The following is a 26932-nucleotide window of genomic DNA, read 5'->3' as shown; positions in this document are numbered from 1 at the left end:
AGACGATGCGCCTGAGTCGATCGGCCCGTCCGCCCGGGACTGGGCGAATGGTCATTATTTATGTGGACGTTTTACAACACGGTTCAAGCGCGCTCGCCCACCAGCGGCGACTGGTCGCGCGGCCTCGGTCAAGTTGAGTGATCCATGCCACGCAAACGGCCAAATCAGAAAGAATAGACCCCGCACACGCGCATCAGAGGCGCATCAACATCGCTACCCTCTCACCAGGACGGGACGACAGGATGCTCAGCGCGCTCACTCGCGCAGTGTTATCCACGAAAAAAGGCGCGCCCTCGGACGAAGGCGCGCCTGATTCAGCACGAAGGATTCGGTTAGGCCGAGGCCGCCCCGCCCTTCTTTTCGGCGTAGATCAGCAGCGGTTGCGCACGGCCTTCGACGACCTCGGCGTTGACCACCACCTCTTCGACACCTTCGTAGGTCGGCAGTTCGAACATGGTCTCCAACAGGATGCCTTCCATGATCGAACGCAGGCCGCGCGCGCCGGTCTTGCGAGCGATGGCCTTCTTGGCGACCTGATGAAGGGCGTCGTCGGTGAAGGTCAGACCGATGTTCTCCATCTCGAACAAGCGCTGGTACTGCTTGACGAAGGCGTTCTTCGGCTCGGTCAGGATCTTGACCAGGGCGGCTTCGTCGAGGTCCTCCAGGGTTGCGACCACCGGCAGACGGCCGATGAATTCCGGGATCAGGCCAAAACGCTGCAGATCGTCGGGCTCGACGTTCCGCAGGATCTCGCCCGTACGGCGCTCTTCGGGATCGGTGACCTTAGCGCCGAAGCCGATCGACTTGGCCGCGCCGCGCGCGGAGATGATCTTCTCAAGACCAGCAAAGGCGCCGCCGCAGATGAACAGGATGTTCGTCGTGTCGACCTGCAGGAACTCCTGCTGAGGGTGCTTGCGTCCGCCTTGCGGCGGCACAGACGCGACAGTGCCTTCCATGATCTTCAGCAGGGCCTGCTGCACGCCTTCGCCCGACACGTCGCGGGTGATCGACGGGTTGTCGGACTTGCGGCTGATCTTGTCGATTTCGTCGATGTAGACGATGCCGCGTTGGGCGCGCTCAACGTTGTAGTCGGCGGCTTGCAGCAGCTTAAGCACGATGTTTTCGACGTCCTCGCCGACATAACCGGCTTCGGTCAGCGTCGTGGCGTCGGCCATCGTGAACGGAACGTCGATGATTCGCGCCAGGGTCTGGGCCAGCAGGGTCTTACCCGTGCCGGTCGGACCGACCAGCAGGATGTTCGACTTGGCCAGTTCGACGTCGTTGTTCTTCGACGCGTGGTTCAGGCGCTTGTAGTGGTTGTGAACCGCGACCGCGAGGACCTTCTTGGCGTGACCTTGTCCGATCACGTAATCGTCCAAGACTTCGCAGATCTCGCGAGGCGTCGGAACGCCATCCTTGGATTTCACGAAGGCGATCTTGTGCTCTTCGCGGATGATGTCCATGCAGAGCTCGACGCATTCATCACAAATGAACACCGTCGGTCCCGCGATGAGCTTGCGCACCTCGTGTTGGCTCTTTCCGCAGAAAGAACAGTACAGGGTGCTCTTGGTGTCGCCGCTCGCGGCTTTCGTCATGATCGCTTCTCACACTATGGCGACGACGGCTTACGCCGAGACGCCCCTTCCGAGCGCGTACGCCGCCACCGAAGCAAGCAGAATACACGCCGGGAGTTGTCTAATCCTTGACATTCCCCGATCCGCGCTCGGTTCACAAGCCTCGCCAGGCCCTTTCGCCCCTTGAAACGCATGAACCCGCCCGATCGTGTCGTAGGCTGTACAACTAAATTGGGCGATTGGCGTCCTAGCGCAAGCGTCGAGCGCCTAGACCCTTACAGCGCCGCCGGTAACGCCGTATTACAAAGCCAGGATTCGTCAGGGTGGCGGAGCGCCGATCGCGCTCGCATGAAGGTTGAATGGCTAAGCGTTCTTGGATGGCCAAAGGATTGAGCGCGTCGCGCCCGATGACCGGCGAGATGGGGCATGAGCCATTGCTCGTAGCCTTCGATTTCGACGGCACCTTGACCGTGAAGGATAGCTTCAACGCGTTCCTGAAATGGCGCGCCGGAGGCCGCTGGCCGCTGGGCGTCCTGCGCCTGACGCCGGCGCTGCTCACCTATGTGTTTGACCGCAATCGGGGCAAGCTAAAGGCCGCCGCGGTGCGCCAGTTCCTGAAGGGTGCGACGATCACCCAGATCGAGAACGACGCCCGCGCCTTCGCCGAAGCTTTTGCGCCCTCGCTACTGAGACCAGACGCCGTGGCGGTGTGGCGCAGCTGGCGCGCCAAGGGCGCCAAGATGGTGATCGTAACCGCCTCCCCCGACCTGATCGTGGCGCCGTTCGCCCGCGGCCTCGGCGCGGACATGCTGATCGGCACGCGCCTGAGGTGCTCTGAAGACGGCCGCATCCTTGGCGGCCTCGACGGAAACAATTGCCGGGCCAAGGAGAAGGTTTTGCGCCTGCGTGAGGTCTTCGGGCCGGACGTGCGGCTCACAGCGGCCTACGGCGACACCTCCGGGGACACGGAGATGCTCGCGATCGCCGACGAGAAAGGCTACCGCGTGTTCCGGGGCAAGCCAGCCTAACCCTGGCGAGCCCAGGATCATCAAAACAAAAAAGCCGCCGACCCGAAAGTCGGCGGCTTCTTCGTTTGCCGGGACGGCTTACTCGGCGCCGGCCTCGGCGGCGTCACGCGAGTCGTAGACGTGATCGACTAGGCCCCAGGCCTTGGCCTCATCAGCGCTCATGAAGTGGTCGCGATCCAGCGTGCGCTCGACCTCTTCATAGGTGCGGCCGCAGTGCTTGACGTAGATTTCGTTCAGGCGGCGCTTGGTCTTGATGATGTCTTCGGCGTGGCGCTCGATATCCGAGGCCTGGCCACGGAAGCCGCCCGACGGCTGGTGCACCATGATGCGGGCGTTTGGCAGCGAGATGCGCTGGCCTGCGGCGCCGGCCGCCAGCAGCAGCGAGCCCATCGAGGCGGCCATGCCCATGCACACCGTCGAGACCGGGCTCTTGATGTACTGCATGGTGTCGTAGATCGCGAGGCCAGCCGTCACCACGCCGCCCGGCGAGTTGATGTACATGGCGATTTCCTTCTTCGGGTTCTCGGACTCGAGGAAGAGCAGCTGAGCGCAGATCAGGCTGGCCATGCCATCCTCGACCGGACCGGTCAGGAAGATGATCCGTTCCTTCAGCAGGCGAGAGAAGATGTCGAACGCGCGCTCGCCCCGGCTGGTCTGCTCGACCACCATCGGCACCAGGTTCATCGCCGTCGAAACCGGATCGTACATCATGGGGATCACCCTTTTCGTGTGTGCTGGCGGCGCGAAAACGAATCAGCCCCCGCGCGGCGTCGCTCACGCATATCGCGTTCCCCTTAACAGGTTGCAAGGAGCGCGCGGCGTGGACCCAAATGAAAAAGGCGCGGCCCTCGCGAGCCGCGCCTTTCACAATTTCGGTTTCAGCGAGCCTTAGCCGCCGTAGCCTTCCGGAAGGTCGTCTTCTTCCAGGAGCTCGTCCTTGGAGACTTCCTTTTCCTCGATCTTGGCCTTGCCGAAGATCAGGTCGACGACCTTGTCTTCGTAGATCGGGGCGCGCAGGGCGGCCTGCAGGTCGGCGCGCTGACGATACATGTCGAACACTTGCTGAGCCTGGGCGCCGTACTGGCGGGCTTCGCGCATGATCGCGTCGGTCAGCTCCTGGTCGGTGACGACCACGTCGTTCTTGCGGCCGATCTCGGCGAGCACGAGACCCAAGCGCACGCGGCGCTCGGCGATCTTCTTGTACTCGTCCTTCAGCTGCTCTTCCGACTTCTCGGCGTCTTCCGGCGGCAGGCCGCCACGGGCCTTGTCGGCCTCGACCTGTTGCCAGATGCCAGCGAACTCAGCGTCCACCATGCGCGGCGGCAGCGGGAAGTCGTGCTTGGTGTCCAGCACGTCCAGCAGCGCACGCTTCAGCTTGAAGCGCGAGGAATTGTCGTAGCGGCTCGACAAGTTCGACTTCAGCAGCTCGGTGAGAGCGGCCAGGTCCGACAGACCCAGGCGCTTGGCCAGCTCGTCGTCGGCCTTGCGGTCGACCGGCGCACGAACTTCCTGAACCTTGGTGGCGAACTCGGCGTCCTTACCGGCCAGATCCTTGGCCTGGTAGTCTTCCGGGAACTTCACCTTCACCACCACGTCGTCGCCCGGCTTGGCGCCGACCAGTTGGTCTTCGAAGCCGGGGATGAACTGACCCGAGCCCAGGACAAGCTCGGCGCCTTCAGCCTTGCCGCCGGCGAACTCAACGCCGTCAATGGTGCCGACGAAGTCGATCAACAGCTGGTCGCCGTCCTTGGCCTTCTGGCTCTTGCCGGTGCGCGGCTCATAGGTGCGGGCCTGCTTGGCGAGTTCTTCCAGGGCCTCTTGGACTTCCTCGTCCGCGATCTTGTAGACCGGCTTCACCAGCTCGATCGACGTCGGGTCGATCGGCTCGAACTCTGGCATCACTTCGACGGCGAGGTCGAACGCCAGGTCTTCGCCGCCGGCGATGACCTTTTCCATGTCCGACGAGGGGTTCAGTTCGGGCTGGCCAGCCGGGCGCAGCTTGTTCTCTTCGAGGACCTTGGTGGTCGTCTCGTTCAGGGCCTGCTCGATGACTTCGCCCATCAGGGCCTTGCCGTACAGGCGACGAACGTGGGCCTTCGGCACCTTGCCCGGACGGAAACCCTTGACGTTCATTTGCGGGGCGACTTCGGCGATCCGCGCTTCAAGACGCGTGGCCAGTTCACTCGCGGGCACCGTGACGCCAAAAACGCGGCTGAGGCCTTCGCCCGACTTTTCAACGATCTGCATCGACATTCTTAATTCTCGGGTCGGGGCGCCGGGCGCCCGAGCTCCGCCCTGGGGTCCAAAAGATCGACGCCGCCCGCGACGTGCCGGGCGGCGAAAGAGCGCCCTTATGTCACGACGTGCGCGAGCATCCAAGAGCGGCGGCGATAAAACTCGCACGCCCTAAAAGGGCTTTGCGAGAGGTATGGTGCGGATGAGAGGACTCGAACCTCCACGCCTCGCGGCGCTGGAACCTAAATCCAGTGCGTCTACCAGTTTCGCCACATCCGCGTGCGCCCGGCATTACGGGTTGCAAGCGCGCCGCGCAAGTCCGCTCAGGCGCCTTGATGGAGTCGAGCGAGGATCTTCGGCGCCAGACCTGGCAGATCTTCGGCGATCAGGCCGACCCCATGAAGAGCGCCACACGCCGCGTGGATCCACGCGCCGGCGCAGGCCGCCTCGAAGCTTTCCATCCCTTGCGCCAGCAAACCGCCGATAAACCCGGCCAGGACGTCACCCGAGCCGGCGGTGGCCAGCCAGGGCGTTCCGTTGAGGCTGACCGCCGCGCGCCCATCCGGCGCGGCGACAACCGTATCGGCGCCCTTGAGCAGCACGACGGCGCCCGCAAGGCGCGCCGCCTCGCGGGCCGCGCTGATCCGTTCCGGCGCCCGCGTCAGCAGGCCCGGGAAGATCCGCTCGAATTCCCCAGGGTGCGGCGTCAGCACGTCATCACGGTCCAGGCAGGCGAACAGTTCGGAGGGATCGTTTTGGAAGCTCGTCAGAGCGTCCGCGTCGGCCACCAGGGCCGCGCCGGTTTGCGCTAGAGCGCGCAGATTGCGCGCCGTCGCCTCTCCCACCCCGGCGGCGGGGCCGATGATGACCGCATCCGCCCTCTGCGCCTTGGTGGCTAGGTCGCCGTCAGTCTCGAAGGGCGCCAGCATGACAGCTTCAAGGTGGCTAGCGTTCACGGCGAGGGCGGCCGGCGGCGAAAGCAAGGTCACCGCACCAGCGCCGATCCTCAATCCGGCCCGCGCCGCGAGGCGGGCGGCCCCTGTGTTCCAGGCGTCACCGCTGACAACGCTCAGACGCCCGCGGCTGTGCTTGTGGGCGTCAATCGCCGGCCAGGGATAGCGCTCCAGCCAAAGATCCGGCGCATTCTCGAAGAGCGATGCAGCGCCCATCGAGGCAAGGCCGATATCGGCGACCACGATATCGCCGGAGGCTTTGCGCCCCTCGATCAGGACATGGGCGGGCTTGCGACGATGAAAAGTGACGGTGAGTTCGGCCGCTAACGCGACACCGTCCAAGGAGCGGCCCGTATCGCCGTGAACGCCCGACGGGGTATCGACCGCGACGATCGTCAACGGCTGTCGCGCGGCGTCACGCGCCAAGCCGGCGACCTCACCTTCCAGAGGCCGGGACAGGCCCGCGCCGAAGATCGCGTCTATATAGAGCGTGTCATCGGACAGTGTCGCAGACAACGTCCTGACCTCGCCACGCCAGCGCGACGCCGCCCAGCGACAGGCGTCCGTGGCTGGGGGATAGGCCGCTTCGACAACGACTGGCCAGCCGTGTCGCCGCAGGTGACGGGCCGCAACGTATCCGTCCCCGCCGTTATCGCCGGGTCCGCACCATACGACCACGGGGCGGCGCTGATAGCGGGCGCGCACCGCCCGCCCCACAGCTTCGCCGGCGCGCTCCATCAGAACCGGCGTGGGCGTTCCCGCCAGCACAGCCGCCCGGTCGGCCGCAGTCATCTCGGCGACGGTCAGGATCTCTCGGGCCACACGGCCTCCCTCAAAGCACCTGACTTTGAGCTTCTCGCCCTTTCGCGATCAGGATCAAGCGGTCGCCGTCGATTTCGAACACCGTACGGGAGCAGTGGTCCGGCCGAAACGCCATCACCTCCGGTCGCCCGGTCGCGACCGACACCGCGCCATTCAAGGCCACGAAATGACTGAACACCGCCGCGCCGCCGTGCTCGCTCAAAGCCGCCGCAACGCTCCTGGTCCACGTCGTGTAGTCGAGATCGCCCTTGATCTCATCCCAGCGACCGCCAAAGGCCGTGCGGAGCCAGGCAGGGCGCTCTTCCGCAGAAAGCGCCGCCGGCGTCGGGATCTCGCCCACGCGCGGATCGATAACGATCTCCACACCCAGGGCATCCGCCAAAGGCGCAGCTGTTTCCCGGCATCGCCGCAACGGCGAGGATACGACGGCTCGGGGCCGTTCGCCTTCCGGCAACCCCAGGATCTCATCCGCAACCGCCTTCGCCTGCGAGAGCCCGGCGTCATCCAGACCCGGATCCCCGTCCGCGCCGCCCCAGGTCGAGGCTGGCCGCCCATGGCGGATCACATGCACGATTTTCATGGCGCTCAATCCGGCACGAATAGATTGCGGACCCCGTCTGGATGAGGCCCGACGGTCCCCGACCGCCCGACACCCTCGCGGCTTTCCAGGTCGCGCAGCACAGCCGGATCATCCGGCGTCTGGGCCACGAACCGACGGCCCTCGCTATCGCGCCCGATGACGATCCCCATCCGCACGCCCTCGCGGCCATGAACGACGGTGTAGGTTTCGATGACCGCCCTGCCCTCCGGCTTTTCGACGATCTCAGGATGCGGCAACGCATCGATCTTGGCCTGGATGACCGAGGGCGGCTCGCGTTCCCATTCTCCTTCGATCGGACGCGTCGAATAGATGCCCACGGACTGCTTGGTCAGGAACCAGCCGTTGGCCGTCGAGAGCCCGTAGGCGCCAGGCTGGGCCCTCAGCCTGGCGACCATCTCGGCGATGGCGTGGAGCGCATAGTTGTTTCCGGGGCCGCCGAAGTAAGGCAGGCCGCCGGTGAGGGTGAGCCCGCGCGGATCGTCGAGCGCCAGGCCGATCTCCTCGGCGCCGATCCGCACGGCGGACGGGAAGCACGAGTAAAGGTCGATCAGATCGAGGTCCTCGACACCGATCCCGGCCATCTCCAGAGCCCGCTCTCCAGTAAGGCGCATGGCCGGACTGGAGTGATAGTCCTGCCGCTCGAGCGGGTACCAAAGGTCCGAAGCATCCGCGCAGCCGTGGAGGAAGACCCACCGGTCCTCGGGCACGCCCAGTTCGCGCGCCTTCCTGACGCTGGCGATCAAGACGGCCGCAGACTGATCGACCTCCATGATCGCATTGAGATACTTCGGATAGGGATAGCCCACCATGCGATTGCGCTCGGTGACCGTCACCAGCTCTTCGGCGGTGCGCTCGATCGGGAACCAGGCGTGAGGATTGGCCGCGGCGACCTTGGTGAAAGGCGCGAAGAAGGCTCCAAGCTGCTTTTGATGCTCTTCCAATGAGACCCCGTCGCGCGCTCGCAGAGCGTTCTCGAACAGCGGATAGGTGTTGACCGGATAGCCCAGACCGTGAGCGGCCTCCTGCGGGGTGACGCCCGGACGCGGATCACCGATGCGGTCTGGCGCGCTCTCGATGTCGTCGCCCCATCCGTCGAAGCCCGAGCCCCCCTTCAGCCGCTTCATCAGTGAGCCCAGGAACTCAGCGCCAGTGACGAGGGCGAGATCGTTCTGACCTTGGGCGATCCGTTCGCACACGACATTGACCGCTTGCTGCGGGCTATTGCCGCCGGTTTCCGTGTAAACGCTCCAACGCGGCGCCGCTGACAGCGCGCGCGCTAAAGACGCCGGCGGGTTCTTCAGCCGGGGTAGCGGGAGCTTCGATAACCCGCCTGGCGCGTCAATGCTGAACGCGACAACCGCCATTGCGTCGAGTTCGGCAAAAACCGCCCCCTCCAGCCCCGCGTCTTGCACGGCACGTTCCGCCGCAACTTTCAGCAGTTCCAGCGGCGACGGCGAATTTGCCGCGTCTCCTCGATAGGTGAATTGGCCCGCCCCGATCAAAACCGGCGTGTCATCGCGCATATCCGCCCCCATTCAAACGTTCGTTGGGCGTGATCGTAGGCGTCAAATGAAGCGCCGCAAGGCCATTTGGGCGCGGTTTTGGATTTGCCCAAACAACGGGCGCTAGGTGCCCAATTTCCAATCACATGCTCGTAAGTCAATCGTTCGGTCAGATTTGTCGCGAGGGCTCGCTTGCGGCTCGCGGGGCGGCGTGATGGTTGCGCCTCAGAGAAGGCGGTTCGCCGCCGACGGGCCCGAAAGTGGAACCGATGAAGAAGATCGAAGCCGTCATCAAGCCGTTCAAGCTGGATGAGGTGAAGGAGGCCCTGCAAGACATGGGCGTCCAGGGCATGACCGTGCTTGAGGCCAAGGGCTACGGCCGTCAGAAAGGCCACACCGAGCTGTATCGCGGCGCCGAGTACGTCGTGGACTTCCTTCCCAAGATCAAGGTGGAGGTCGTGGTAGAGGACAGCCAGCTCGAGCCCGCGCTGGAGGCCATCACCCGCGCCGCCCGCACGGGCCGCATCGGCGACGGCAAGATTTTCGTCTCGGAGATCGCGGAAGTGATCCGCATCCGAACCGGAGAAAACGGCCCGGCCGCCGTCTAGGCCGGTTCGTCAGCAACTAAAGAGTTCTACAAGGGGATACGGAATGAGCACCGCCAAGGACATCCTGAACCTGATCAAGGAAAAGGACGTGAAGTACGTCGACGTCCGCTTCACGGACGTGCGCGGCAAGATGCAGCACGTGACCTTCGACATTGATCTGGTCGACGACGACTTCCTGAACGACGGCACCATGTTCGACGGCTCGTCGATCGCCGGCTGGAAGGCCATCAACGAGTCGGACATGAAGCTGCGCCCCGACCTGTCGAGCGCGATCATCGACCCGTTCTACCAGCAGACCACGCTGGCGCTGTTCTGCGACGTCGTGAACCCCGACACCGGCACCCCCTACAACCGCGACCCGCGATCGATCGCCAAGGCCGCGCTGAACTATCTGAAGACGGCGGGCGTGGGCGACACCGTCTACTTCGGCCCGGAAGCCGAGTTCTTCATCTTCGACGACGTGCGCTGGTCGACCGCCCCGCACGACACCAGCTATTCGTTCGACTCGACCGAACTGCCGGTTAACTCGAACAAGCAATATGCTGAAGGCAACATGGGCCATCGCCCGGGGCCGAAGGGCGGCTACTTCCCGGTCAACCCGGTCGACAGCTGCCAGGACCTGCGCGGCGAAATGCTGGCCGTCATGGGCGAGCTGGGCATGAAGCCGGAGAAGCACCACCACGAGGTGGCCCCCGCCCAGCACGAGCTTGGCCTGAAGTTCGACACCATGGTCACCATGGCCGACCGGATGCAGCTTTATAAGTATGTCATCCACAACGTCGCGGCCGCCTACGGCAAGACCGCCACCTTCATGGCCAAGCCGATGTTCGCCGACAACGGCTCGGGCATGCACGTGCACCAGTCGATCTGGCAGGACGGCAAGCCGCTGTTCGCCGGCGACAAGTATGCTGGCCTGTCGCAGGAATGCCTGTGGTACATCGGCGGCATCATCAAGCACGCGAAGGCCATCAACGCGTTCTCGAACTCCACGACCAACTCGTACAAGCGTCTGGTGCCCGGCTACGAAGCGCCGGTGAAGCTGGCCTACAGCTCGCGCAACCGCTCGGCCTCGATCCGCATCCCGCACGTCGACAGCCCGAAGGCCAAGCGCCTGGAAGCCCGCTTCCCCGACCCGATGGGCAACCCGTACCTGACCTTCGTCGCTCTGCTGATGGCCGGCCTGGACGGCATCATCAACAAGATCGATCCGGGCGCTCCGGCCGACAAGAACCTGTACGACCTGCCGCCGCGCGAACAGAAGAAGATCCCGGAAGTCTGCGGCTCGCTGCGCGAAGCCCTGGAAAACCTCGACAAGGACCGCGCCTTCCTGAAGGCCGGCGGCGTCATGGATGACGACTTCATCGACAGCTACATCGAGCTGAAGATGGAAGAGGTGATGCGCCTGCAACTGCACCCGCACCCGGTCGAGTTCGACATGTACTACAAGTGCTAAGCGCTTAAGGCTTAGGACGAACGGCAAGGGGCCGGAGAGCGATCTCCGGCCCCTTTTCGTTGCGCCGCAAACGCTCGCAGCTCGAAAGGTAGAACAACTTATTACTTAAGAGGCGCCCACTGAACAAAATTGTCGCAAGTTCGCAACATTGGCGACGCAATCGCCCCCAAGTTCCTGAAAAGTCGTGATGCGCGATATCCCCAGGGCGGAGACTTGGCCTATCGCAGCGCAAACAGAATCGCCGCCAACGCCTGGATCACAACTTGGCGACGCGGCGTCTCGACAGGACATCTCATGCACAGCCTCAATAGCTCCCTTCGTCGCGCCCTGACGCTCTCGTGCGGCGCCGCCGCGCTGGTCACGGCGATGGCCGCCGCGCCGGCGGCGTTCGCCCAGGACACCAAGGTGGGCGAAGTCATCATCACCGCCCAGAAGCGCAGCGAAAACCTGCAAGACGTTCCGGTCTCGGTGGCCGCCATCAGCGGCGAGCGCCTGCAATCGACCTTCGCCGCCGGCGACGACATCCTGGCCCTGTCGGCCAAGGCGCCCGGCCTGTACGCGGAATCCTCGAACGGCCGCGTCGCGCCGCGCTTCTACATCCGTGGCCTCGGCAATGCAGACTTCGATCTGGCCGCCTCGCAGCCGGTGTCGATCATCCAGGACGAAGTCGTCCTCGAAAACGTCGTGCTGAAGAGCTCGCCGCTGTATGACCTGGACCGCGTGGAAGTGCTGCGCGGCCCGCAAGGCACCCTGTTCGGCCGCAACACCACGGCCGGCATCGTCAAGTTCGACACGATCAAGCCGTCGGAAGAAATGAAGGGCCGCGCCTCGGCGACCTACGGCAGCTTCAACACCTTCACCTTCGACGGCGGTGTCGGCGGCGCCCTGGTGGAAGGCAAGGTCGCGGCGCGGGCTTCGGTCCTGTTCCAGCACCGTGACGACTGGATCGACAATGGCTTCACGAAGAAGAAGAACGTCATGGGCGGCTTCAACGAGCGCGCCGGCCGTCTGCAGCTGCTGTTCACCCCGAACGAGAAGCTCGATGCGCTGTTCAACGTCCACGGCCGCGACCTGGACGGCACCGCCGCCGTCTTCCGCGCCAACGTCCTGACCAAGGGCTCCAACAAGCTCAACGCGAACTACGACCGCGACACCGTCTATTTCGACGCCGGCGCCAATAACCCGCAGAGCTACAAGGGCTACGGCGCCTCGGCGAACATCGGCTACGACTTTGGCGTCGCCAAGCTGACCTCGATCACCGCCTATGAGAACACCCACGGCTATAGCCGGGGCGACATCGACGGCGGCAACCTGACCGGTCCGGGGTTCATTCCGTTCCCGTCGGACACCCAGGACGGCATCAAGGAACTGGATCAGTGGACCCAGGAAATCCGTCTGGCCAGCAACACCGACGGTGCGCTGAGCTGGCAGGTCGGCGGCTTCTACTTCGACACGAAGTACGCCATCCAGACCAACCCGTTCTTCGCCCCGGCCACCACGCTTCAGCAGAAGAACACCGCCTGGGCCATCTTCGGTCAGGCGTCGTACAAGGTCAGCGATCAGCTCTCGCTGACCGGCGGCCTTCGCTACACCGATGACGACAAGGACATGAAGGTGCTCTCGGGCCCGAACATGGCCGCGCCCGTTTCGGTGTCGGACTCGCAAGTGAGCTGGGACCTGTCGGCGTTCTACAACGTCAACGAGGACGTCAGCGTCTACGCCAAGGTCGCGTCGGGCTTCCGCGGTCCGTCGATCCAGGGCCGCGACATCGCCTTCTTCTCGCCGGCCTCCGCCGCGAAGTCCGAGACGATCATGTCGTACGAGCTGGGTCTGAAGAGCGAGCTCTTTGACCGTCGCGTTCGCCTGAACGGCGCGGTGTTCGCCTACACCATCGACGATCCGCAGTTCAGCGCGGTCGGCGGCGGCAGCAACTCCAACCGCCTGATCAACGCCAAGAAGGGCGAGGCCTACGGCCTGGAGCTGGACAGCGAATTCGTGGTCACGCCGAACTTCGTCGTCACCGCTGGCTACAGCTACGCTCACACCGAGATCAAGGACAGCACCCTGGCCGTGGCCGCCTGCGCCGCCTGCACGGTGACCGACCCGACGACCGCCACGGGCGCCGCGCTGGTGAACGGCAATCCCTTCCCGAACGCGCCGAAGTACACCTTCGACTTTACCGCGCGCTACGCCTACCCCGTGGCCAGCGGCGAACTGTTCGCCTTCACCGACTGGAAGGTGCAGGGCTACACGAACCTGTTCCTCTACGAATCGAAGGAGTTCTACTCGAAGGGTGACTTCGAAGGCGGTCTGAAGCTGGGCTACGCCAACAAGGAAGCTGGCTGGGAGGTCGCGGCCTTTGCTCGCAACATCACCAACGAGAGCAACATCAAGGGCGCGATCGACTTCAACAACCTGACCGCGTTCGTCAACGAGCCGCGGGTGATCGGCGTCTCGATCGACGCGCGCTTCTAAGCCGTAAGATCTGGGTAGATGGGGGAAGGCCGCGGAGCGATCCGCGGCCTTTTCTTTTGTTTGACGCTAGGCCTTCAAGCCGTGGCCGCCGACGGGCGTGGTTTCAAAGCGTTGCGGGAAACCCGCGATGATGGGCCTTGCCTTCGCGATCGCGGCTTGGACAGCCGGCAAGGTCAACGACGCCGCGTGCGCGGCCTTGTCGGTCCAGACCTCGGTGATCCAGATCGCCTCCGGATTGCCAGGGTCGGTCGCAAGCACATAGCTCAGGCAACCGGGCATTTCGGCCGTTCCCTCCCTGAGGATAGCCAACAGGTCGTCACGCTTGCCGGGCGCGGCCAGCATCTGGCCGATCAGTCCATACATGGCCTTGGGTCTCTCCACAGTCTGCGAAGCGATCGGAAGCGCGGCGCCCGCCAGGCCGCCCGCGACGACGCGCCGTCGCCCAATGTGCGTATCGCTCATTTCCGCTCCTATGGCGGCGCTCGCTTCGCCTCCGACAAGCGAGCGCGGTTCGAGGCGCCGCGCAAAGTTTTTTCAGTTCGGCGACCTAATGTGCGCCGTTCGACTTGATAACGCGGTTCGTTTCGTCTGTCCTTCCGCCCTCTTCGAGAGTCGGGGTTTTTCATGATCAGATGGCGTTCCGTGGCGATGGCCACCAGCCTGCTCGCGCTGGGCCTCTCGGCCTGCGCGACGACCGGGACCGGCGGTCCCGCCAAAGCGTCCGCGCCCGCCAAGCCGGCGGAGAAGACTGAGGTCAAGCCGCTGCCCAAGGGCCTGGACGGACAGGCCTCCACAGGTTTCCCGTCCACCTACAAGCCGCTGCCGTCCCGCGCGACCGCGTTCGTCGGCGCCACGGTGCTGACGGCGACCGGCCAGCAGATCGAGAACGGCGTGGTGTTTGTCTCCGAAGGCAAGATCACGTCCGTCGGCGGACCGGAAACGCCGATCCCGGCGGACATCGCGGTCATCGACGCCAAGGGCAAGTGGATTACGCCCGGCATCATCGACGCGCACAGCCACCTTGGCGTCTATCCGTCGCCGGGCGTATCGGCGCGCTCGGACGGCAACGAAGCCACGGACCCCAACACCGCTCAGGTCTGGTCCGAGCACTCGGTTTGGCCGCAGGATCCTGGCTTCAACCGCGCCCGCGCCGGCGGCGTGACGACCCTGATGATCCTCCCGGGGTCGGCGAACCTGTTCGGCGGCCGGTCGGTGACCTTGAAGAACGTCCCGTCGCTGACGATGCAGGGCATGAAGTTCCCCGGCGCGCCCTACGGCCTGAAGATGGCCTGCGGCGAGAACCCCAAGCGCGTCTATGGCGGCAAGGGTCGCAATCCCTCGACTGCGATGGGCAACGCCTTTGGCTTCCGTCGGGCCTGGATCGATGCGGCCGACTACGCCCGCAAGTGGGACGATTTCCGCGCCAAGCAGCAGAAGGGCGAAAAGGCCGACGCGCCCAAGCGCGACCTGCAGCTGGAAACCCTGGCCGGCGTGCTGAAGGGCGAGATCCTGGTGCAGAACCACTGCTACCGCGCCGACGAAATGGCCGTGATGATCGATATCGCCAAGGAGTTTGGCTACAAGATCACGATGTTCCACCATGCGATCGAGAGCTACAAGCTCGCGCCCGTGCTGGCCAAGGAAGAGATCTGCTCGGCCACCTGGGCCTCGTGGACCGGCTTCAAGATGGAAAGCCTGGACGGTATCGACGCCAACGCGGCGATCCTGGCCAAGAACGGCGCCTGCGTGGTGATCCACTCCGACGACGCGATCATGACCCAGCGCCTGAACCAGGAGGCTGCGATCGGCATGGCCGCCGGCGCCAAGCTCGGGATCAACATTCCGCGAGCCGAGGCGATCAAGTGGATCACGGCCAACCCGGCCAAGGCCATGGGCATCGGCGACAAGACCGGCTCGATCGAGCCCGGCAAGGCCGCAGACCTGGTGGTCTGGAGCCGCGATCCGTTCAGCGTCTACGCCCAGGCCGAGCAGGTCTATATCGACGGCGCGCTGACCTACGACCGCAAGGATCCGCGCTTCCAGCCCAAGTCCGATTTCGAGCTCGGCCAACCCGGCCAAGGAGCGTTCAACTGATGATCCGGTCCCTGCTTCTCGCCAGCGCCGCCTGCGCCCTGGCCTTCCCTGCGGCGGCCGAAACGGTCGCCATCGTCAACGCCCGCATCGAGCCGGTTTCCAGCGCCGCCATCCCGAGCGGGACCCTGGTGATCAAGGACGGCAAGATCGCCGCCCTCGGCGCCAGCGTCCAGGTTCCGACCGGGGCCCGCGTTATCGACGCCAAGGGCGGGGTCGTCACCCCTGGCCTGATCGCACCCTCCTCGAACCTCGGCGCGTCCGAGATCAGCGGCGTGCGCGAGACCCGCGATGACGGCACCGGCAGCGCGCTCTCCGCCGCTTTCGACATCAGCTACGCCATCAACCCGGCCTCGACCTTCCTGGGCCTGGCCCGTGACGGCGGGATCACCAGCTCGGCGGTCACCCCCGTGCTGTCCGGAACCGGCGGCGGCGCTCACGAGCACGCCGACGACGGCGTGGTCGAGGAAATGACCGCCGGCGCCCACGGCGACGGCGACCCGCCGCTGTTCGGCGGCCAGGCGGCGTTCATCCGCCTGAAGGCCGGCAGCCCGGACATCGTCGAGGCCTCCAAGCTGGCCGTCACCGTCTCGCTGGGCGAAAGCGGCGCGCGGTCGGCCGGCGGCTCGCGGGGCGCCAACCTGATCTTGATCCGCTCGGCCCTGGAGGACGCCCGGGCGTTCGCCAACCGCCGCGCGGCGTTCGAGCAGGGCGCCACCCGCGACTTTGGCCTCTCGCGTCTGGACCTCGCGGCCCTGATCCCGGTCGTCCAGGGCAAGACCCCGCTGTTGATCCGCGTCTCCCGCGCCGCCGACATCCGCCAGGCGCTGAAGCTGGCGGCCGAGGAGAAGGTCAAGATCGTCCTCGAAGGCGTCGAGGAAGGCTGGATGGTCGCGAGCGACATCGCCAAGGCCGGCGTGCCGGTGATCCTGGATCCGCAGGCTGACTTGCCCGACAGCTTCGAGACCCTGGGCTCGCGCCTAGACAACGCCGCAAGGCTGCACGCCGCCGGCGTTTCGGTGGCGATCAACGGCTCGCGGGACTTCAACAACCTGCGGCAGGAGCGCCTGAACGCCGGCTTGGCGGTCGCCAACGGCCTGCCCTATCCGGCCGCTCTGGCCGCCGTGACCCTGGTCCCGGCCAAGATCTGGGGCCAAGCCGACAAGGTCGGGTCGCTCGAGGTCGGCAAGGTCGCCGACGTGGTCGTCTGGAACGGCGACCCGCTGGAGACCACCAGCTGGCCGACGGCCGTGCTGGTCGGCGGTGTCGAGCAGCCCAAGGACGGCCGCCACCAGCAGCTGAAGGCCCGCTACGCGGCCAGCGACCAGAGCGGCTACCCGCCGGCCTATCGCTAGGCGGGAAAGCGCCCCCTCCGGCCCTGCGGGCCACCTCCCCCGTTTTACGGGGGAGGAAGCTCTCCTCCTCCCTTGCGAAGCGGGGGAGGTGGCGCGAGGCGAAGCCTCGTGACGGAGGGGGCGTCCCCAACTTTCTCTTTTCAGGGGATCCCGGGCCCGCCATACGAGGCCCCCGCGTTCGAATCGCCTAGACTTCCCCTGATGTCCTCCTCCGATAAGACCCCTTCCCTGTTTGGTGACGACGACGCCCTGGCGCCCGTCCCCGCCGCGCCGTTCAAGGCCAGCGTGGAGCCGCACGTCGAGCCGACGCCGCGCCCGATCCCGCCGCCCCCGCCGTCGAAGGCCGCGCCCGCCGGCAAGCCCGGCGAATACTCGGCCGCCGACATCGAGGTGCTGGAAGGCTTGGAGCCGGTCCGCAAGCGGCCGGGCATGTACATCGGCGGCACCGACGAACGGGCCCTGCACCACCTGTTCGCCGAAGTGCTCGATAACTCGATGGACGAGGCCGTGGCCGGCTTCGCCAAGACCATCGAGGTCAAGCTCGACGCCGACGGCTTCCTGTCGGTCAAGGACGACGGTCGCGGCATGCCCGTCGACCCGCACCCCAAGTACCCCGGCAAGTCGGCGCTGGAGGTCATCATGACCGTCCTGCACGCCGGCGGTAAGTTCACGGGCAAGGCCTACGAGACCTCCGGCGGCCTGCACGGCGTCGGCGCCAGCGTCGTCAACGCCCTGTCCGAGCGCGTCGAGGTCACCGTCTGGCGCGACGGCTTCGAGCACCTCCAGGTCTTCGCCCGCGGCAAGCCGCTGGGTCCGATCCAGCAGGTCGCGCCGTCGAAGAAGAAGGGCACCATGGTGCGCTTCAAGCCCGACGACGAGATCTTCGGCGAGGGGACCAATTTCAAGCCCGCGCGCCTCTACCGCATGGCCCGTTCGAAGGCCTATCTGTTCCGCGGCGTCCAGATCAAATGGTCCTGCGATCCCTCGCGGATCCATGACCAGACCCCGCCCGAGGCCACGTTCCACTTCCCCAACGGCCTGGCCGACTTCCTGGCCGAGCGGACCAAGGGCCTGACCACGATCACGCCCGAGAGCTTCTCGGGCCGCATCGAGCGCCAGGGCGAGGCCGGCGCCGTCGAGTGGGCCGTCAGCTGGACGCCCCAGGGCTTTGGCGAGCACGACGGCTTCATGCAGTCGTACTGCAACACCGTGCCCACCCCCGAAGGCGGCACCCACGAGAGCGGCTTCCGCGCCGCCCTGACCCGGGGCCTCAAGGCCTATGCCGAGCTCAAGGGCGAGAAGCGCGGCGCGATCATCACCGCCGACGACGTCGTCGCCCAGGCCGGCGCCCTGATCTCGGTGTTCATCAAGAACCCCGAGTTCCAGGGCCAGACCAAGGAAAAGCTCTCCACCACCGAGGCCCAGCGCTTCGTGGAAGCGGCGCTGCGCGACCCGTTCGACCTGTGGCTGACCTCCAGCCCCAAGAACGCCCAGGCCCTGCTGGAGTTTGTCATCGAGCGGGCCGAGGAACGCCTCAAGCGCCGCAAGGACAAGGAGGTCTCCCGCGCCAGCGCCACCCGCAAGCTGCGCCTGCCGGGCAAGCTGGCCGACTGCGCCGGCAGCGCGGTCGACGGCGCCGAGCTCTTCATCGTCGAAGGCGACAGCGCCGGCGGCTCAGCCAAGCAGGCCCGCGACCGCAAGTTCCAGGCGATCCTGCCCCTGCGCGGCAAGATCCTCAACGTGGCCTCAGCCAGCGGCGAGAAGTTCACCGCCAACAAGGAGCTGTCGGACCTGATGCTGGCCCTGGGCGCCCAGGCCGGCTCCAAGTACCGCGAGGAGGATCTGCGCTACGAGCGGATCATCATCATGACGGACGCCGACGTCGACGGCGCCCACATCGCCTCGCTGTTGATCACCTTCTTCTACCGCACCATGCCGGACGTGATCCGCCAGGGGCACCTGTTCCTGGCCCTGCCGCCGCTGTACCGCATCAGCCACGGCGGCAAGTCCGAATACGCCCGCGACGACTCCCACAAGGACGAGCTCCTGGCCACGGTGTTCAAGGGCAAGAAGCCCGAGATCGGCCGCTTCAAGGGCCTGGGCGAGATGATGGCCTCCCAGCTGAAGGAGACCACCATGGACCCCAAGCGCCGCACCCTGGCCCGCGTGACCCTGCCCCGCCACGAGGAAAGCGTCGAAGACCTGGTCGAGACCCTGATGGGCCGCAAGCCCGAACTGCGCTTCCGGTTCATCCAGGAAAACGCCGAGTTCGCGGCGGCGGATCTGGATTTGTAGGGGCGCTCCGGTTCCTCCCCCGCGATGCGGGGGAGGTGTCGCGGAGCGACGGAGGGGGCAATCTGGACGGGCGCCGAGTTCGCCCCCTCCGGCCCTCTGGGCCACCTCCCCCGCGATGCGGGGGAGGATCTTGGCCCGCTGACCACCCACACCCCCGCCGCTTCACGCGGTCTCCCGCTGAAGGTCTGGAAAGGGACGCGGAGCGCCGGACATCGTCCGGAAGACTTTGATAAATACCGTTTCGACGAAGCCCGAACGCTCCGCGCAGCCGTTATCCGCCAGCGTCCCGTCAGGTGGCCCTGTTCAGGCCTTACCGGGACCTGGGCCTTCCGTTTCCGGAAAGTCCCAGCGGTCGAGGAGGACGAGCCACTCCAGGCTAAGACACATCCCTTTGCCCTCAACCACGCCGACGGCGGGCGGGTCTGGCCAGCAACCAGATCCCCGGACCGTTCGAGTATCCCCCTCGAACCTGTCCCCGCTCGACCGCCCCCCGCCGCCGCAACTGGTCGCTGGCCATGCGCCCTTTCCTCGCGACGAGGTGGATAGAGACTACGACAGGTTTTCAGGCCGGGGATGAAACAGCGAAAACGCCCAACCAATCCCCTCTCCCAGAGGGAGAGGGAGGGGCCCAAGCAAGGCTTGGGAGGGTGAGGGGTTTCACCGCTTCCGGACCAGGTAGCGGCTAACAAGAACCTGAAAAGGCGAGGCTTTCACGGCTGACACCGTAACCCCTCACCCTCCCGCCGATGCGCGGCGGGCCCCTCCCTCTCCCTAAAGGAGAGGGACTTCAGCGCCCGTCCCGATCTGGGGATTGGCCCCCTGCTCGGCCCGCATGCGGTAGGCCATCACGGCGGTGTGGCCCAGTTTCTCGACCAGGCGCCAGTTGACGATGGCCCCCAGCGGCGCGCCGACCACGGGGAGGAACTGGGCCAGTTTGGCCAGGTCAATGTGGTCGCGGTACTGCTGCTGGAAGGCCCGCCAGTCGAAGTCGTCCAGGTGTTGGGGATGGGGCTTGGAGTCCCAGTGGTCCAGCGCCGCCAGCGCCCCGGCCCGGTGCGCGCCGTCGGAAAAGGCCAGCTCGAAGACGTGCAGGATAAAGAGCCGCTCGGGCAGCGCCGTGCCGTCATGGCCGAAGATGGCGGCGATCTCGAACAACAGCTTGATCTTGAAGCTCATCAGCAGCGGGAAATCGGCCGCCGCCATCAGGAAGCCCCCGGCCCCGGTGACGCCGCCCTCGACGGCGGCCGTCTTCTTCCAGCCGTCGATCGCCTTGGCCGCCCGCGCCCGGCGCTCGTCCAGCGTCAGGTCATGCAGCGGCGAGCCCGTCGCGAAGTCGGCCCCGGTCAGCATCGCCCGCGTCATGCCCTCGATGGCCGTGGTGATGGCGGCGTGGACCTTCTCGGGGATGATCCTGTTGATCCGCTGCTGCGCGGCCCGCGCCAGGCCGTTGAGCGGCCCCGGCGGCTGGATCAGGTCGGCGCGCCAGGCGAGGAGGTCGGGGGAGAGGGTCATGGGGTGGAGATAATCCTTCTCCCCTTGCGGGAGAAGGCCACGGCTTCCCTTCTCCCCTTGCGGGAGAAGGTGGCGCGGAGCGCCGGATGAGGGGCCGCACCGCCCTCGCCCGCCCCTTCGCCCGCTGACCCGTCGAGAAACCCCTCATCCGACCCGCTGCGCGGGCCAGCTTCTCCCGCAAGGGGAGAAGGGTTCCGGAAACGCCGACCTCCCCGGCGAACGCCGGGGTCCAGATCGAACCCGCCGCCCCCAAAACGCTCGCAAGGCCGCAGGGCGCGCCCACCCAAACCGATCCGGATGAATCTGGGCCCCGGCGTTCGCCGGGGAGGTCGGGGGTTTGGTTGGACCCAGTTCCGCCCCTTCTCGCCCGAGAAGGAGCCCGCCTTACATCTCACGGCGAGACGATCGCAGGGCTGTCCAAGTCACTCAAGGACGACGCTCCGCGTCGCCGCCGCGCGGCCGCCCGGAGGGCGGTCCTTGACTGACTTGGTCAGTCCTGCACGCTGCAGCCTTCGAGAGATTTAAGGATGGGACCGCGAGAGGACGCGGGCAATCACGCCAGCCGGACCAACTTGCAATGACTGTTGCATATCACATCTCTCGCGATAGCTTGGTTCATCGGTCAACCGCTTAAACATGCGATTTCACTTTTGCCTGCACCTACCGCATCCATCCCAGACCCTCCGAATTGGGCAGTTATCGCTAGCTGCATTGCGGCTTGGATTGCTCTCGCGATTTCGGCTCTCAACGCCTTTTATTCGGCGAGAACCTTCGCAATTAATAAAGCGAAGGAAGATAGGATAAAGAAGAAATTCTCTATTCGGTACGAGTCCGGTCATTACTTGAACGAAAAAGATGACCCGCACCGATACTATATATTTTCAGTAAGCATAAAGAATCCATCAGATTCGAATATATCTATAGAAAATATTAGATATCTAATTAAATACAAAAGCGGATCAACGGATCAGTCAATTACGTTTGATTCATATATATATGAAGAAAATAAAGACAGATTTCTCCAGCCGCCCCTTAAGATTGAAGCCAAGCAAATTCATAGCGGAAATGTTAGATTTAGAGTCCCAAAGGAGATTCTATCCAAGATATCAATCACGCAAACAACCGTGATTGCAATCGACTCAGATGGAAATATTTCGTCTTTCGATCCGATAATTCTTCAAGATAAGACCGATGCCCAAAATAATACCTAGATTTAAATCGACAATCACCAACATACCGGTGTTTCAGTACGGAGTTTCGTCCAACCCAAAAGTTATGGATGGGAAACCGATACCTCATATTGTTGTCGACGATACCGGACACAAGGAAGTTTCCGATTACATATTAAATCATAAGCACTACGAATTTGGCGACGTAAAGACAGAGTGGGGAAGAGCTATAAATGACAGCAATATAATTAGCCTTCACATCACAGCTATAAATCCAGCAAGTATTGAATTCTCAATTAATTTTGATGCCAGGATATTTGCACAGGCAATTGACCACATCGCTCAGACTCGCGCTCTATACCTGCAAACCGGCACCCCGGCCGGTGGAAAATATAGTATTTTGACCTCTCCGGCGCTGATACTCGAGGTTCCCGATACGGGATTCTGTACTATTTGGGAGAAGCGCTATCGCCGTATCCTCGAAAAGAAGGCGATAAAGAATGGAGCAAGCCGAAAGGCTGCGGAGGGCGTAGCGACCTTGGCTATACAACAAACAAGGTCACTCTGGCGCAAATAGCACGCCCCCATCCACACCCACTAACCTTCCATCCCCATCATCCCCAGCCCCGCCACCTCCCCCGCCCCGCCGAAGCGGCCTATATCCTTGCCCTGACGTTCACCACGCCGGACCCCAAGGGCTTGTCCACCCAGTTTCGACTGCCGCTGTCCCTCACCCCCAGCTATGGCCGGGAGGACTTCGCCGTCTCGTCGGTCAACGCCGAGGCGGTGGCGCGGGTCGATGCCTGGCCGGCGTGGCCGGAGGGGCGGCTCGCTTTGGTCGGGCCGGCGGGAAGCGGCAAGACGCATCTGGCGCGGGCCTGGGCCGATGAGGTCGGGGCCGTGGTGGTGGACGCCGCCGATCCGGCCGCCGCGCCGCTGGACCTGGCGCCCCTGCGCGGCCGGCCGGTGCTGGTCGAGGACGCCGACCGCCGGGCGCAGGGCGGCGCGCTGGGCGACGAGGCGCTGTTTCACCTTCTCAACATGGCCGGGGTGGACGGCGGGACCGTGCTGCTGACCGGCCGGGTCGCGCCTCTGGCCTGGGAGACGGCGGTGCCGGACCTGCGCTCGCGGCTGAACGCCCTGTCAGTGGCGGCCCTCGACGAGCCCGACGATACGGTGCTGGAGGCGGTGCTGCGGCGGGCCTTCGCCCAGCGGCTCCTGAAGCCCGAGCCGGACCTCTATCCCTACCTCGTCGCCCGCCTGCCCCGCTCGGCCGCCGAAGCCATCGCCGCGGCGGACCTGCTGGACGAGGAAGCCGCCGCCCGCCGGCGCGAACTGAACAAGGCCCTGGCGCGGGAAGTGCTGGAGGGGTTCGAGGGGGAGGATGAGGGGTAAAAATCCCTCTCTCTTCGAGAGAGGGAGGGGCCCGCCGCGCAGCGGTGGGAGGGTGAGAGGATAGAATGTCTCGGGCGTTCGCGCCGCCGAATGACGATCAGCGCCAGGGCTTGAAGGGCTGTAACCACTCACCCTCCCGCGCCTGTGGCGCGGGCCCCTCCCTCTCTCAAAGAGAGAGGGATTCATTTTCTCCTGTCGTCACCGCGTCACTTGTCTCGTTCACCATGAACGAACAAAGTTCGCCTATATAGATGACATGACCGAAGCCCTGCCGATCGCCGCCAACGCCGAAGTCCCCGCTGACGCCCTGTCGCTCGACGCCGAGCTGATGGCCTCGCCCGAGCGGTTCTTCAACCGCGAACTGTCGTGGCTGGCCTTCAACCAGCGGGTGCTGGAGGAGAGCGGCAATCCGCGCCACCCGCTGCTGGAGCGGCTGCGGTTCCTGTCGATCAGCGCCAACAACCTCGACGAATTCTACATGGTGCGCGTGGCCGGCCTGAAGGGTCAGGTGCGCGAAGGCGTGCGGGTGGTCAGCCAGGACGGCCTGATCCCCAGCGAGCAACTGACCCGCATCAACGCCTCGGCCTTCGAGCTGATGGCCGAGCAGCAGAAGATCTGGCGCCAGGTGCGCACCGAGCTGTGGGACGAGGGGCTCAAGCTCCTCGACGCCAAGGACATCGAGGGCGAGGACAAGGTCCGCGCCGAGGAGATCTTCCGCAATCAGATCTTCCCGGTGCTGACGCCGCTGGCGATCGATCCGGCCCACCCGTTCCCGTTCATCCCGAACCTGGGCTTCTGCCTGGCGCTGAAGCTGCGGCGCATCGCCGACGACAAGCACCTCTACGCCCTGGCCCCGATCCCCTCGCAGGTGCGCCGGTTCTGGGAGCTCAGCTCGGTGGTCTCGCGCGGCAAGAAGCGCCAGCGCAAGATCGTGGCGCTGGAAAGCTTCATCATCCTGTTCCTGGACCACCTGTTCCCCGGCTACGAGGTCGAGGGCCGGGGTCTGTTCCGCCTGATCCGCGACAGCGATCTCGAAATCGAGGAAGAGGCCGAAGACCTGGTGCGCGAGTTCGAGGCGCGGCTGAAGAAGCGGCGTCTGGGCCAGGTGGTGCGGGTCAAGATCCAAACCACCATGCCGGCCGATCTGCGCGCGTTCATCATCGAGGGCCTGCGCGCCGAGCCCGAGGACGTGGTGCTGGTCGACGGCAAGCTGGGTTTGGCCCAGATGTCCGAGCTGATCCCGCCGGACCGTCCGGACCTGAAGTTCCCGCCCTTCAACGCCCGCTTCCCCGAGCGCATCCGCGACCACGGCGGCGACTGCTTCGCGGCGATCCGCGAGAAGGACATTCTCGTTCACCACCCGTTCGAGAGCTTCGACGTGGTGGTGCAGTTCCTGCGTCAGGCCGCGCGCGATCCCAACGTGCTGGCGATCAAGCAGACCCTGTATCGCACCTCCAAGGACAGCCCGATCGTGGCGGCCCTGATCGAGGCGGCCGACAACGGCAAGAACGTCACGGCGCTGGTCGAGATCAAGGCCCGCTTCGACGAGGAGAATAACCTCAAGTGGGCGCGCGACCTGGAGCGGGCGGGCGTCCACGTGGTGTTCGGCTTCGTCGACTGGAAGACCCACGCCAAGCTGTCGGTGGTGGTGCGCCGCGAGGGCGAGGCCCTGCGCACCTACTGCCACTTCGGCACCGGCAACTATCACCCGCAGACGGCCAGGGTTTACACCGACCTTTCGCTGTTCACCTGCGACCCGGCCCTGGGGCGCGACGGCGGCAAGCTGTTCAACTTCATCACCGGCTACGCCCAGCCCGGACGGCTGGAGAAGCTGTCGTTTTCGCCCCAGACGCTGAAGCCCGATCTCCTGCGGATGATCGCCCTGGAGGCCGAGGCGGCGCGCGCGGGCCGTCCGGCCGGGATCTGGGCCAAGATGAACGCGGTCGTGGATCCGCAGATCATCGACGCCCTCTATGCGGCCAGCCAGGCGGGCGTGCAGATCGACCTGGTGGTGCGCGGCATCTGCTGCCTGCGGCCGGGCATCAAGGGCCTGTCGGAGAACATCCGGGTCAAGTCGATCGTCGGCCGGTTCCTGGAGCACTCGCGCATCGTGGCCTTCGCCAATGGCGCGCCGATGCCCAGCGCCCAGACGCGGCTCTATATGAGCTCGGCCGACTGGATGCCGCGCAATCTCGACCGCCGGGTCGAGAGCCTGGTGCCGATCGAGAACCCGACCGTCCACCAGCAGGTGCTGGACCAGATCATGGTCGCCAACCTCAACGACGAGGCCCAGAGCTGGAAGCTGGACAGCGAAGGCGACTACGCCCGCGATCCGGCCTGGAAGACGAAGGGGGCGTTCTCGGCGCACGACTACTTCATGACCAATCCCAGCCTGTCGGGACGCGGTCACGGGGCCCGCGATCTGCCGCGCGCCTTCGATCACGTGGGCCCCAAGCCCAAGCGGTGAGGCGCGCCGCCCTCGCCGTCCTGCTGCTGGTTCCCGTCCTCGCCGGCTGCGCGCCGAAAGGCGAGCGGCGCGAGGCGATCTGCGCGATCCAGGCCCTGCCCGCTCGCCCCGGCTTCGACCGGTTCGGCGCCCCGCCGCCGGGCCTGGAGAAACTCGCCCAGGCCACGGCCGAGGTCTACGGCCCCGGGATCGCCGGCGGCTACGGCGTGCGCTGGTGGGGCCCCTGCGGTCCCAGCGCCAAGAGCACCGACATGCTGCTGCTCGGCCCCGCTCCCTGGGCCCTGACCAAGGGCGGTCCGCGCGCCGACGGCCACCAGCTCGCCTACGGCACCTGCTACCACCGGCGCGAGGCCAACGGCTGGCGCACCGTGGCCTGCCGGATCAACCGCTAGGCGGCCTCCGCGGCCGCCTTGGCGAAGGCGGCGCTCTCGATGTTGGCCGTCGCCGTCCGCAACCGCGCCAGGGCGTAGTCCAACCGCCCCTGGGGCGTGGCGAACACCGGCTCGCCGGCGGCTACGCGCTGATGGATCGCGTCGAGCGACGGCCCGTCCAGGCTCGCCGCCCGCGCCTGCCCGGCCAGCCCTGCGGCGAAGATCGCGGCGTGGAAGATGTGGTTGACCTGCCGGAACAGATACAGCCGCGCGCGCTCGCCAGGTTCCGCCGGTCGCCCGAAATAGGCCGCCAGCAACCGCGCTTCGGCCTCCGCCTCCGTTGCATAGACATTGGCTGCGGCCGCCAGGTCCACATAGCGGTCGGCCCGGAACGCCGCCTCCCAGTCGATCAACCAAAGACGCCGGCCGTCGTCGAGAATATTGCCGGGATTGAGGTCGTTGTGACTGGCGACCAGTTGCGGCTGAAGCTTGCTGCACGCCGCATAGAGCGCGGGCCAGGCGGCGAACGCGCCTCTGGGCAGCACGCCGCTGCGCGCGGCGCGCCCGACCCGTTCGGCCAGGGCGTCCAGATAGTCGACCAGCAGCGGAAAGTCCGGGATCGCATGCAGGGCCCGCAACGCCTGGCCCAGTTCGACCGCCAGCGGCTCGCGTTGCGCAAGCCGAAGGTCTGCGGTCTCGATGAAGTCGGTGATCAGCACTCCCGCCTCAGGATCGGCGAAGCGGACGCGCGGCGCCAGGCAGGCCTCCGACGCCAGGGCCAGGCACCGATAGCCGCGATGCGGGTCGCGCAGCGCGTCGCGCGCCGGCTCGATCCGCAGCAAGTAGTCGATCCCGCCCACCCGGATCCTGAATAGCAGCGCCCCGGAAAGCCCGCCGGACAGGGGTCGGCAAGCGTCGAGGCGCGCGGTCCCGAAGGCCGTTTCGAGGCCCCTTCGTACAGCGGGATGGTCGTTGGTTCGCTGGGTCATCGTGCGTCTCCGTTGGGGGCGCGTTATTTACCCGGAT

The 26932-nt window shown here is 65.5% G+C and carries 20 protein-coding genes, 1 tRNA gene and 1 pseudogene; 12 read left to right on the top strand and 10 right to left on the bottom strand.

The features are described from left to right. Nucleotides 1–332 precede the first annotated feature (332 nt). Nucleotides 333–1595, bottom strand: coding sequence for an ATP-dependent protease ATP-binding subunit ClpX (gene clpX / locus J2X45_RS02965; RefSeq protein WP_310211123.1), 1263 nt, complete (start codon nucleotides 1593–1595; stop codon nucleotides 333–335). Nucleotides 1596–1933: 338 nt separating this feature from the next. On the opposite strand from clpX, the gene J2X45_RS02960 reads away from it, so the two are divergent. Continuing rightward, nucleotides 1934–2602, top strand: a complete 669-nt coding sequence (locus tag J2X45_RS02960; RefSeq protein ID WP_310211119.1) for an HAD-IB family hydrolase — start codon at nucleotides 1934–1936, stop codon at nucleotides 2600–2602. Nucleotides 2603–2680: 78 nt separating this feature from the next. On the opposite strand, the gene J2X45_RS02955 is transcribed toward J2X45_RS02960, so the two are convergent. From J2X45_RS02955 to J2X45_RS02930, 6 genes are all read right to left on the bottom strand, one after another. Continuing rightward, nucleotides 2681–3322, bottom strand: a complete 642-nt coding sequence (locus tag J2X45_RS02955) for an ATP-dependent Clp protease proteolytic subunit (RefSeq protein ID WP_012640374.1) — start codon at nucleotides 3320–3322, stop codon at nucleotides 2681–2683. Between the two features lie 168 nt (nucleotides 3323–3490). Continuing rightward, complete coding sequence (gene tig, locus J2X45_RS02950) at nucleotides 3491–4849, bottom strand: trigger factor (protein WP_310212078.1); 1359 nt, start codon at nucleotides 4847–4849, stop codon at nucleotides 3491–3493. 182 nt (nucleotides 4850–5031) lie between these two features. Next, nucleotides 5032–5116: transfer RNA gene (locus J2X45_RS02945), tRNA-Leu, on the bottom strand. 44 nt (nucleotides 5117–5160) lie between these two features. Further along, a complete protein-coding gene (locus J2X45_RS02940) occupies nucleotides 5161–6612 on the bottom strand; it encodes an NAD(P)H-hydrate dehydratase (protein WP_310211113.1) in 1452 nt (483 codons plus the stop codon). A 10-nt stretch (nucleotides 6613–6622) separates the two neighbouring features. Continuing rightward, nucleotides 6623–7192, bottom strand: a complete 570-nt coding sequence (locus J2X45_RS02935; RefSeq protein ID WP_310211110.1) for a histidine phosphatase family protein — start codon at nucleotides 7190–7192, stop codon at nucleotides 6623–6625. Nucleotides 7193–7197: 5 nt separating this feature from the next. Next, nucleotides 7198–8748 carry an acetyl-CoA acetyltransferase gene (locus J2X45_RS02930; protein ID WP_310211107.1) on the bottom strand — a complete coding sequence of 517 codons (1551 nt, stop codon included), beginning with the start codon at nucleotides 8746–8748 and terminating at the stop codon, nucleotides 7198–7200. A 236-nt stretch (nucleotides 8749–8984) separates the two neighbouring features. Between J2X45_RS02930 and J2X45_RS02925 the strand changes: the two genes are divergently transcribed. From J2X45_RS02925 to J2X45_RS02915, 3 genes are all read left to right on the top strand, one after another. Then, nucleotides 8985–9323: a P-II family nitrogen regulator gene (locus J2X45_RS02925; RefSeq protein WP_010919834.1), complete on the top strand. Its 339-nt coding sequence runs from the start codon at nucleotides 8985–8987 to the stop codon at nucleotides 9321–9323. A gap of 43 nt (nucleotides 9324–9366) precedes the next feature. Next, nucleotides 9367–10776: a type I glutamate--ammonia ligase gene (glnA, locus tag J2X45_RS02920; protein WP_310211102.1), complete on the top strand. Its 1410-nt coding sequence runs from the start codon at nucleotides 9367–9369 to the stop codon at nucleotides 10774–10776. A gap of 294 nt (nucleotides 10777–11070) precedes the next feature. Continuing rightward, entirely contained in the window at nucleotides 11071–13251 is a 2181-nt protein-coding gene (locus tag J2X45_RS02915; protein WP_310211099.1) for a TonB-dependent receptor domain-containing protein, read from the top strand. 66 nt (nucleotides 13252–13317) lie between these two features. Here the strand turns inward: J2X45_RS02915 and J2X45_RS02910 are convergent, their stop codons facing one another. Then, nucleotides 13318–13713, bottom strand: a complete 396-nt coding sequence (locus tag J2X45_RS02910) for a putative quinol monooxygenase (RefSeq protein WP_310211096.1) — start codon at nucleotides 13711–13713, stop codon at nucleotides 13318–13320. Between the two features lie 162 nt (nucleotides 13714–13875). Here J2X45_RS02910 and J2X45_RS02905 point away from each other — a divergent pair, with 162 nt between their 5' ends. The 4 genes and pseudogenes from J2X45_RS02905 (at nucleotide 13876) to J2X45_RS20295 (ending at nucleotide 19538) form a co-directional block, all read left to right on the top strand. Continuing rightward, a complete protein-coding gene (locus J2X45_RS02905) occupies nucleotides 13876–15345 on the top strand; it encodes an amidohydrolase (RefSeq protein ID WP_310211094.1) in 1470 nt (489 codons plus the stop codon). Further along, the gene (locus tag J2X45_RS02900; RefSeq protein WP_310211092.1) at nucleotides 15345–16697 is read left to right on the top strand and encodes an amidohydrolase family protein; all 1353 of its coding nucleotides are present in this window, start codon (nucleotides 15345–15347) and stop codon (nucleotides 16695–16697) included. The genes J2X45_RS02905 and J2X45_RS02900 overlap by 1 nt, the downstream gene beginning before the upstream one ends. Nucleotides 16698–16898: 201 nt before the next feature. After that, nucleotides 16899–18992, top strand: coding sequence for a DNA topoisomerase IV subunit B (gene parE, locus J2X45_RS02895; RefSeq protein ID WP_310211089.1), 2094 nt, complete (start codon nucleotides 16899–16901; stop codon nucleotides 18990–18992). 233 nt (nucleotides 18993–19225) lie between these two features. Next, nucleotides 19226–19538 (top strand): annotated as a pseudogene (locus tag J2X45_RS20295) (hypothetical protein). 225 nt (nucleotides 19539–19763) lie between these two features. Here J2X45_RS20295 and J2X45_RS02880 read toward each other — a convergent pair. Then, the gene (locus J2X45_RS02880; RefSeq protein ID WP_310211086.1) at nucleotides 19764–20504 is read right to left on the bottom strand and encodes an EcsC family protein; all 741 of its coding nucleotides are present in this window, start codon (nucleotides 20502–20504) and stop codon (nucleotides 19764–19766) included. Nucleotides 20505–21743: 1239 nt separating this feature from the next. On the opposite strand from J2X45_RS02880, the gene J2X45_RS02875 reads away from it, so the two are divergent. The 4 genes from J2X45_RS02875 (at nucleotide 21744) to J2X45_RS02860 (ending at nucleotide 25927) form a co-directional block, all read left to right on the top strand. Then, nucleotides 21744–22250 carry a hypothetical protein gene (locus tag J2X45_RS02875; protein WP_310211083.1) on the top strand — a complete coding sequence of 169 codons (507 nt, stop codon included), beginning with the start codon at nucleotides 21744–21746 and terminating at the stop codon, nucleotides 22248–22250. A gap of 122 nt (nucleotides 22251–22372) precedes the next feature. Then, nucleotides 22373–23068, top strand: a complete 696-nt coding sequence (locus tag J2X45_RS02870; RefSeq protein ID WP_310211080.1) for a chromosomal replication initiator DnaA — start codon at nucleotides 22373–22375, stop codon at nucleotides 23066–23068. Nucleotides 23069–23324: 256 nt separating this feature from the next. Continuing rightward, the gene (locus J2X45_RS02865; protein WP_310211078.1) at nucleotides 23325–25535 is read left to right on the top strand and encodes an RNA degradosome polyphosphate kinase; all 2211 of its coding nucleotides are present in this window, start codon (nucleotides 23325–23327) and stop codon (nucleotides 25533–25535) included. Then, nucleotides 25532–25927, top strand: coding sequence for a hypothetical protein (locus J2X45_RS02860; protein WP_310211076.1), 396 nt, complete (start codon nucleotides 25532–25534; stop codon nucleotides 25925–25927). Before J2X45_RS02865 ends, J2X45_RS02860 begins: the two co-directional genes overlap by 4 nt. Here the strand turns inward: J2X45_RS02860 and J2X45_RS02855 are convergent. After that, a complete protein-coding gene (locus tag J2X45_RS02855) occupies nucleotides 25924–26895 on the bottom strand; it encodes a choline/ethanolamine kinase family protein (protein ID WP_310211073.1) in 972 nt (323 codons plus the stop codon). The genes J2X45_RS02860 and J2X45_RS02855 overlap by 4 nt on opposite strands. Between the last annotated feature and the right edge of the window lie 37 nt (nucleotides 26896–26932).

This window comes from Caulobacter sp. BE264 (genome assembly GCF_031457805.1).
Taxonomy (GTDB): Bacteria; Pseudomonadota; Alphaproteobacteria; order Caulobacterales; family Caulobacteraceae; genus Caulobacter.
Note: the sequence above shows the minus strand (reverse complement) of the source record. Positions and strands in the feature narration are given on the sequence as shown.

Excerpts from the sequence above, each read along its gene's own strand:
- J2X45_RS02925 (WP_010919834.1), top strand. The coding sequence starts at position 8,985 with ATGAAGAAGATCGAAGCCGTCATCAAGCCGTTCAAGCTGGATGAGGTG.
- J2X45_RS02960 (WP_310211119.1), top strand. The coding sequence starts at position 1,934 with ATGGCTAAGCGTTCTTGGATGGCCAAAGGATTGAGCGCGTCGCGCCCG.
- J2X45_RS02865 (WP_310211078.1), top strand. The coding sequence starts at position 23,325 with ATGACCGAAGCCCTGCCGATCGCCGCCAACGCCGAAGTCCCCGCTGAC.
- J2X45_RS02855 (WP_310211073.1), bottom strand. The coding sequence starts at position 26,895 with ATGACCCAGCGAACCAACGACCATCCCGCTGTACGAAGGGGCCTCGAA.
- J2X45_RS02905 (WP_310211094.1), top strand. The coding sequence starts at position 13,876 with ATGATCAGATGGCGTTCCGTGGCGATGGCCACCAGCCTGCTCGCGCTG.
- J2X45_RS02915 (WP_310211099.1), top strand. The coding sequence starts at position 11,071 with ATGCACAGCCTCAATAGCTCCCTTCGTCGCGCCCTGACGCTCTCGTGC.
- glnA (WP_310211102.1), top strand. The coding sequence starts at position 9,367 with ATGAGCACCGCCAAGGACATCCTGAACCTGATCAAGGAAAAGGACGTG.
- J2X45_RS02900 (WP_310211092.1), top strand. The coding sequence starts at position 15,345 with ATGATCCGGTCCCTGCTTCTCGCCAGCGCCGCCTGCGCCCTGGCCTTC.
- J2X45_RS02930 (WP_310211107.1), bottom strand. The coding sequence starts at position 8,748 with ATGGGGGCGGATATGCGCGATGACACGCCGGTTTTGATCGGGGCGGGC.
- tig (WP_310212078.1), bottom strand. The coding sequence starts at position 4,849 with ATGCAGATCGTTGAAAAGTCGGGCGAAGGCCTCAGCCGCGTTTTTGGC.
- J2X45_RS02910 (WP_310211096.1), bottom strand. The coding sequence starts at position 13,713 with ATGAGCGATACGCACATTGGGCGACGGCGCGTCGTCGCGGGCGGCCTG.
- J2X45_RS02880 (WP_310211086.1), bottom strand. The coding sequence starts at position 20,504 with ATGACCCTCTCCCCCGACCTCCTCGCCTGGCGCGCCGACCTGATCCAG.
- clpX (WP_310211123.1), bottom strand. The coding sequence starts at position 1,595 with ATGACGAAAGCCGCGAGCGGCGACACCAAGAGCACCCTGTACTGTTCT.
- J2X45_RS02935 (WP_310211110.1), bottom strand. The coding sequence starts at position 7,192 with ATGAAAATCGTGCATGTGATCCGCCATGGGCGGCCAGCCTCGACCTGG.
- parE (WP_310211089.1), top strand. The coding sequence starts at position 16,899 with ATGTCCTCCTCCGATAAGACCCCTTCCCTGTTTGGTGACGACGACGCC.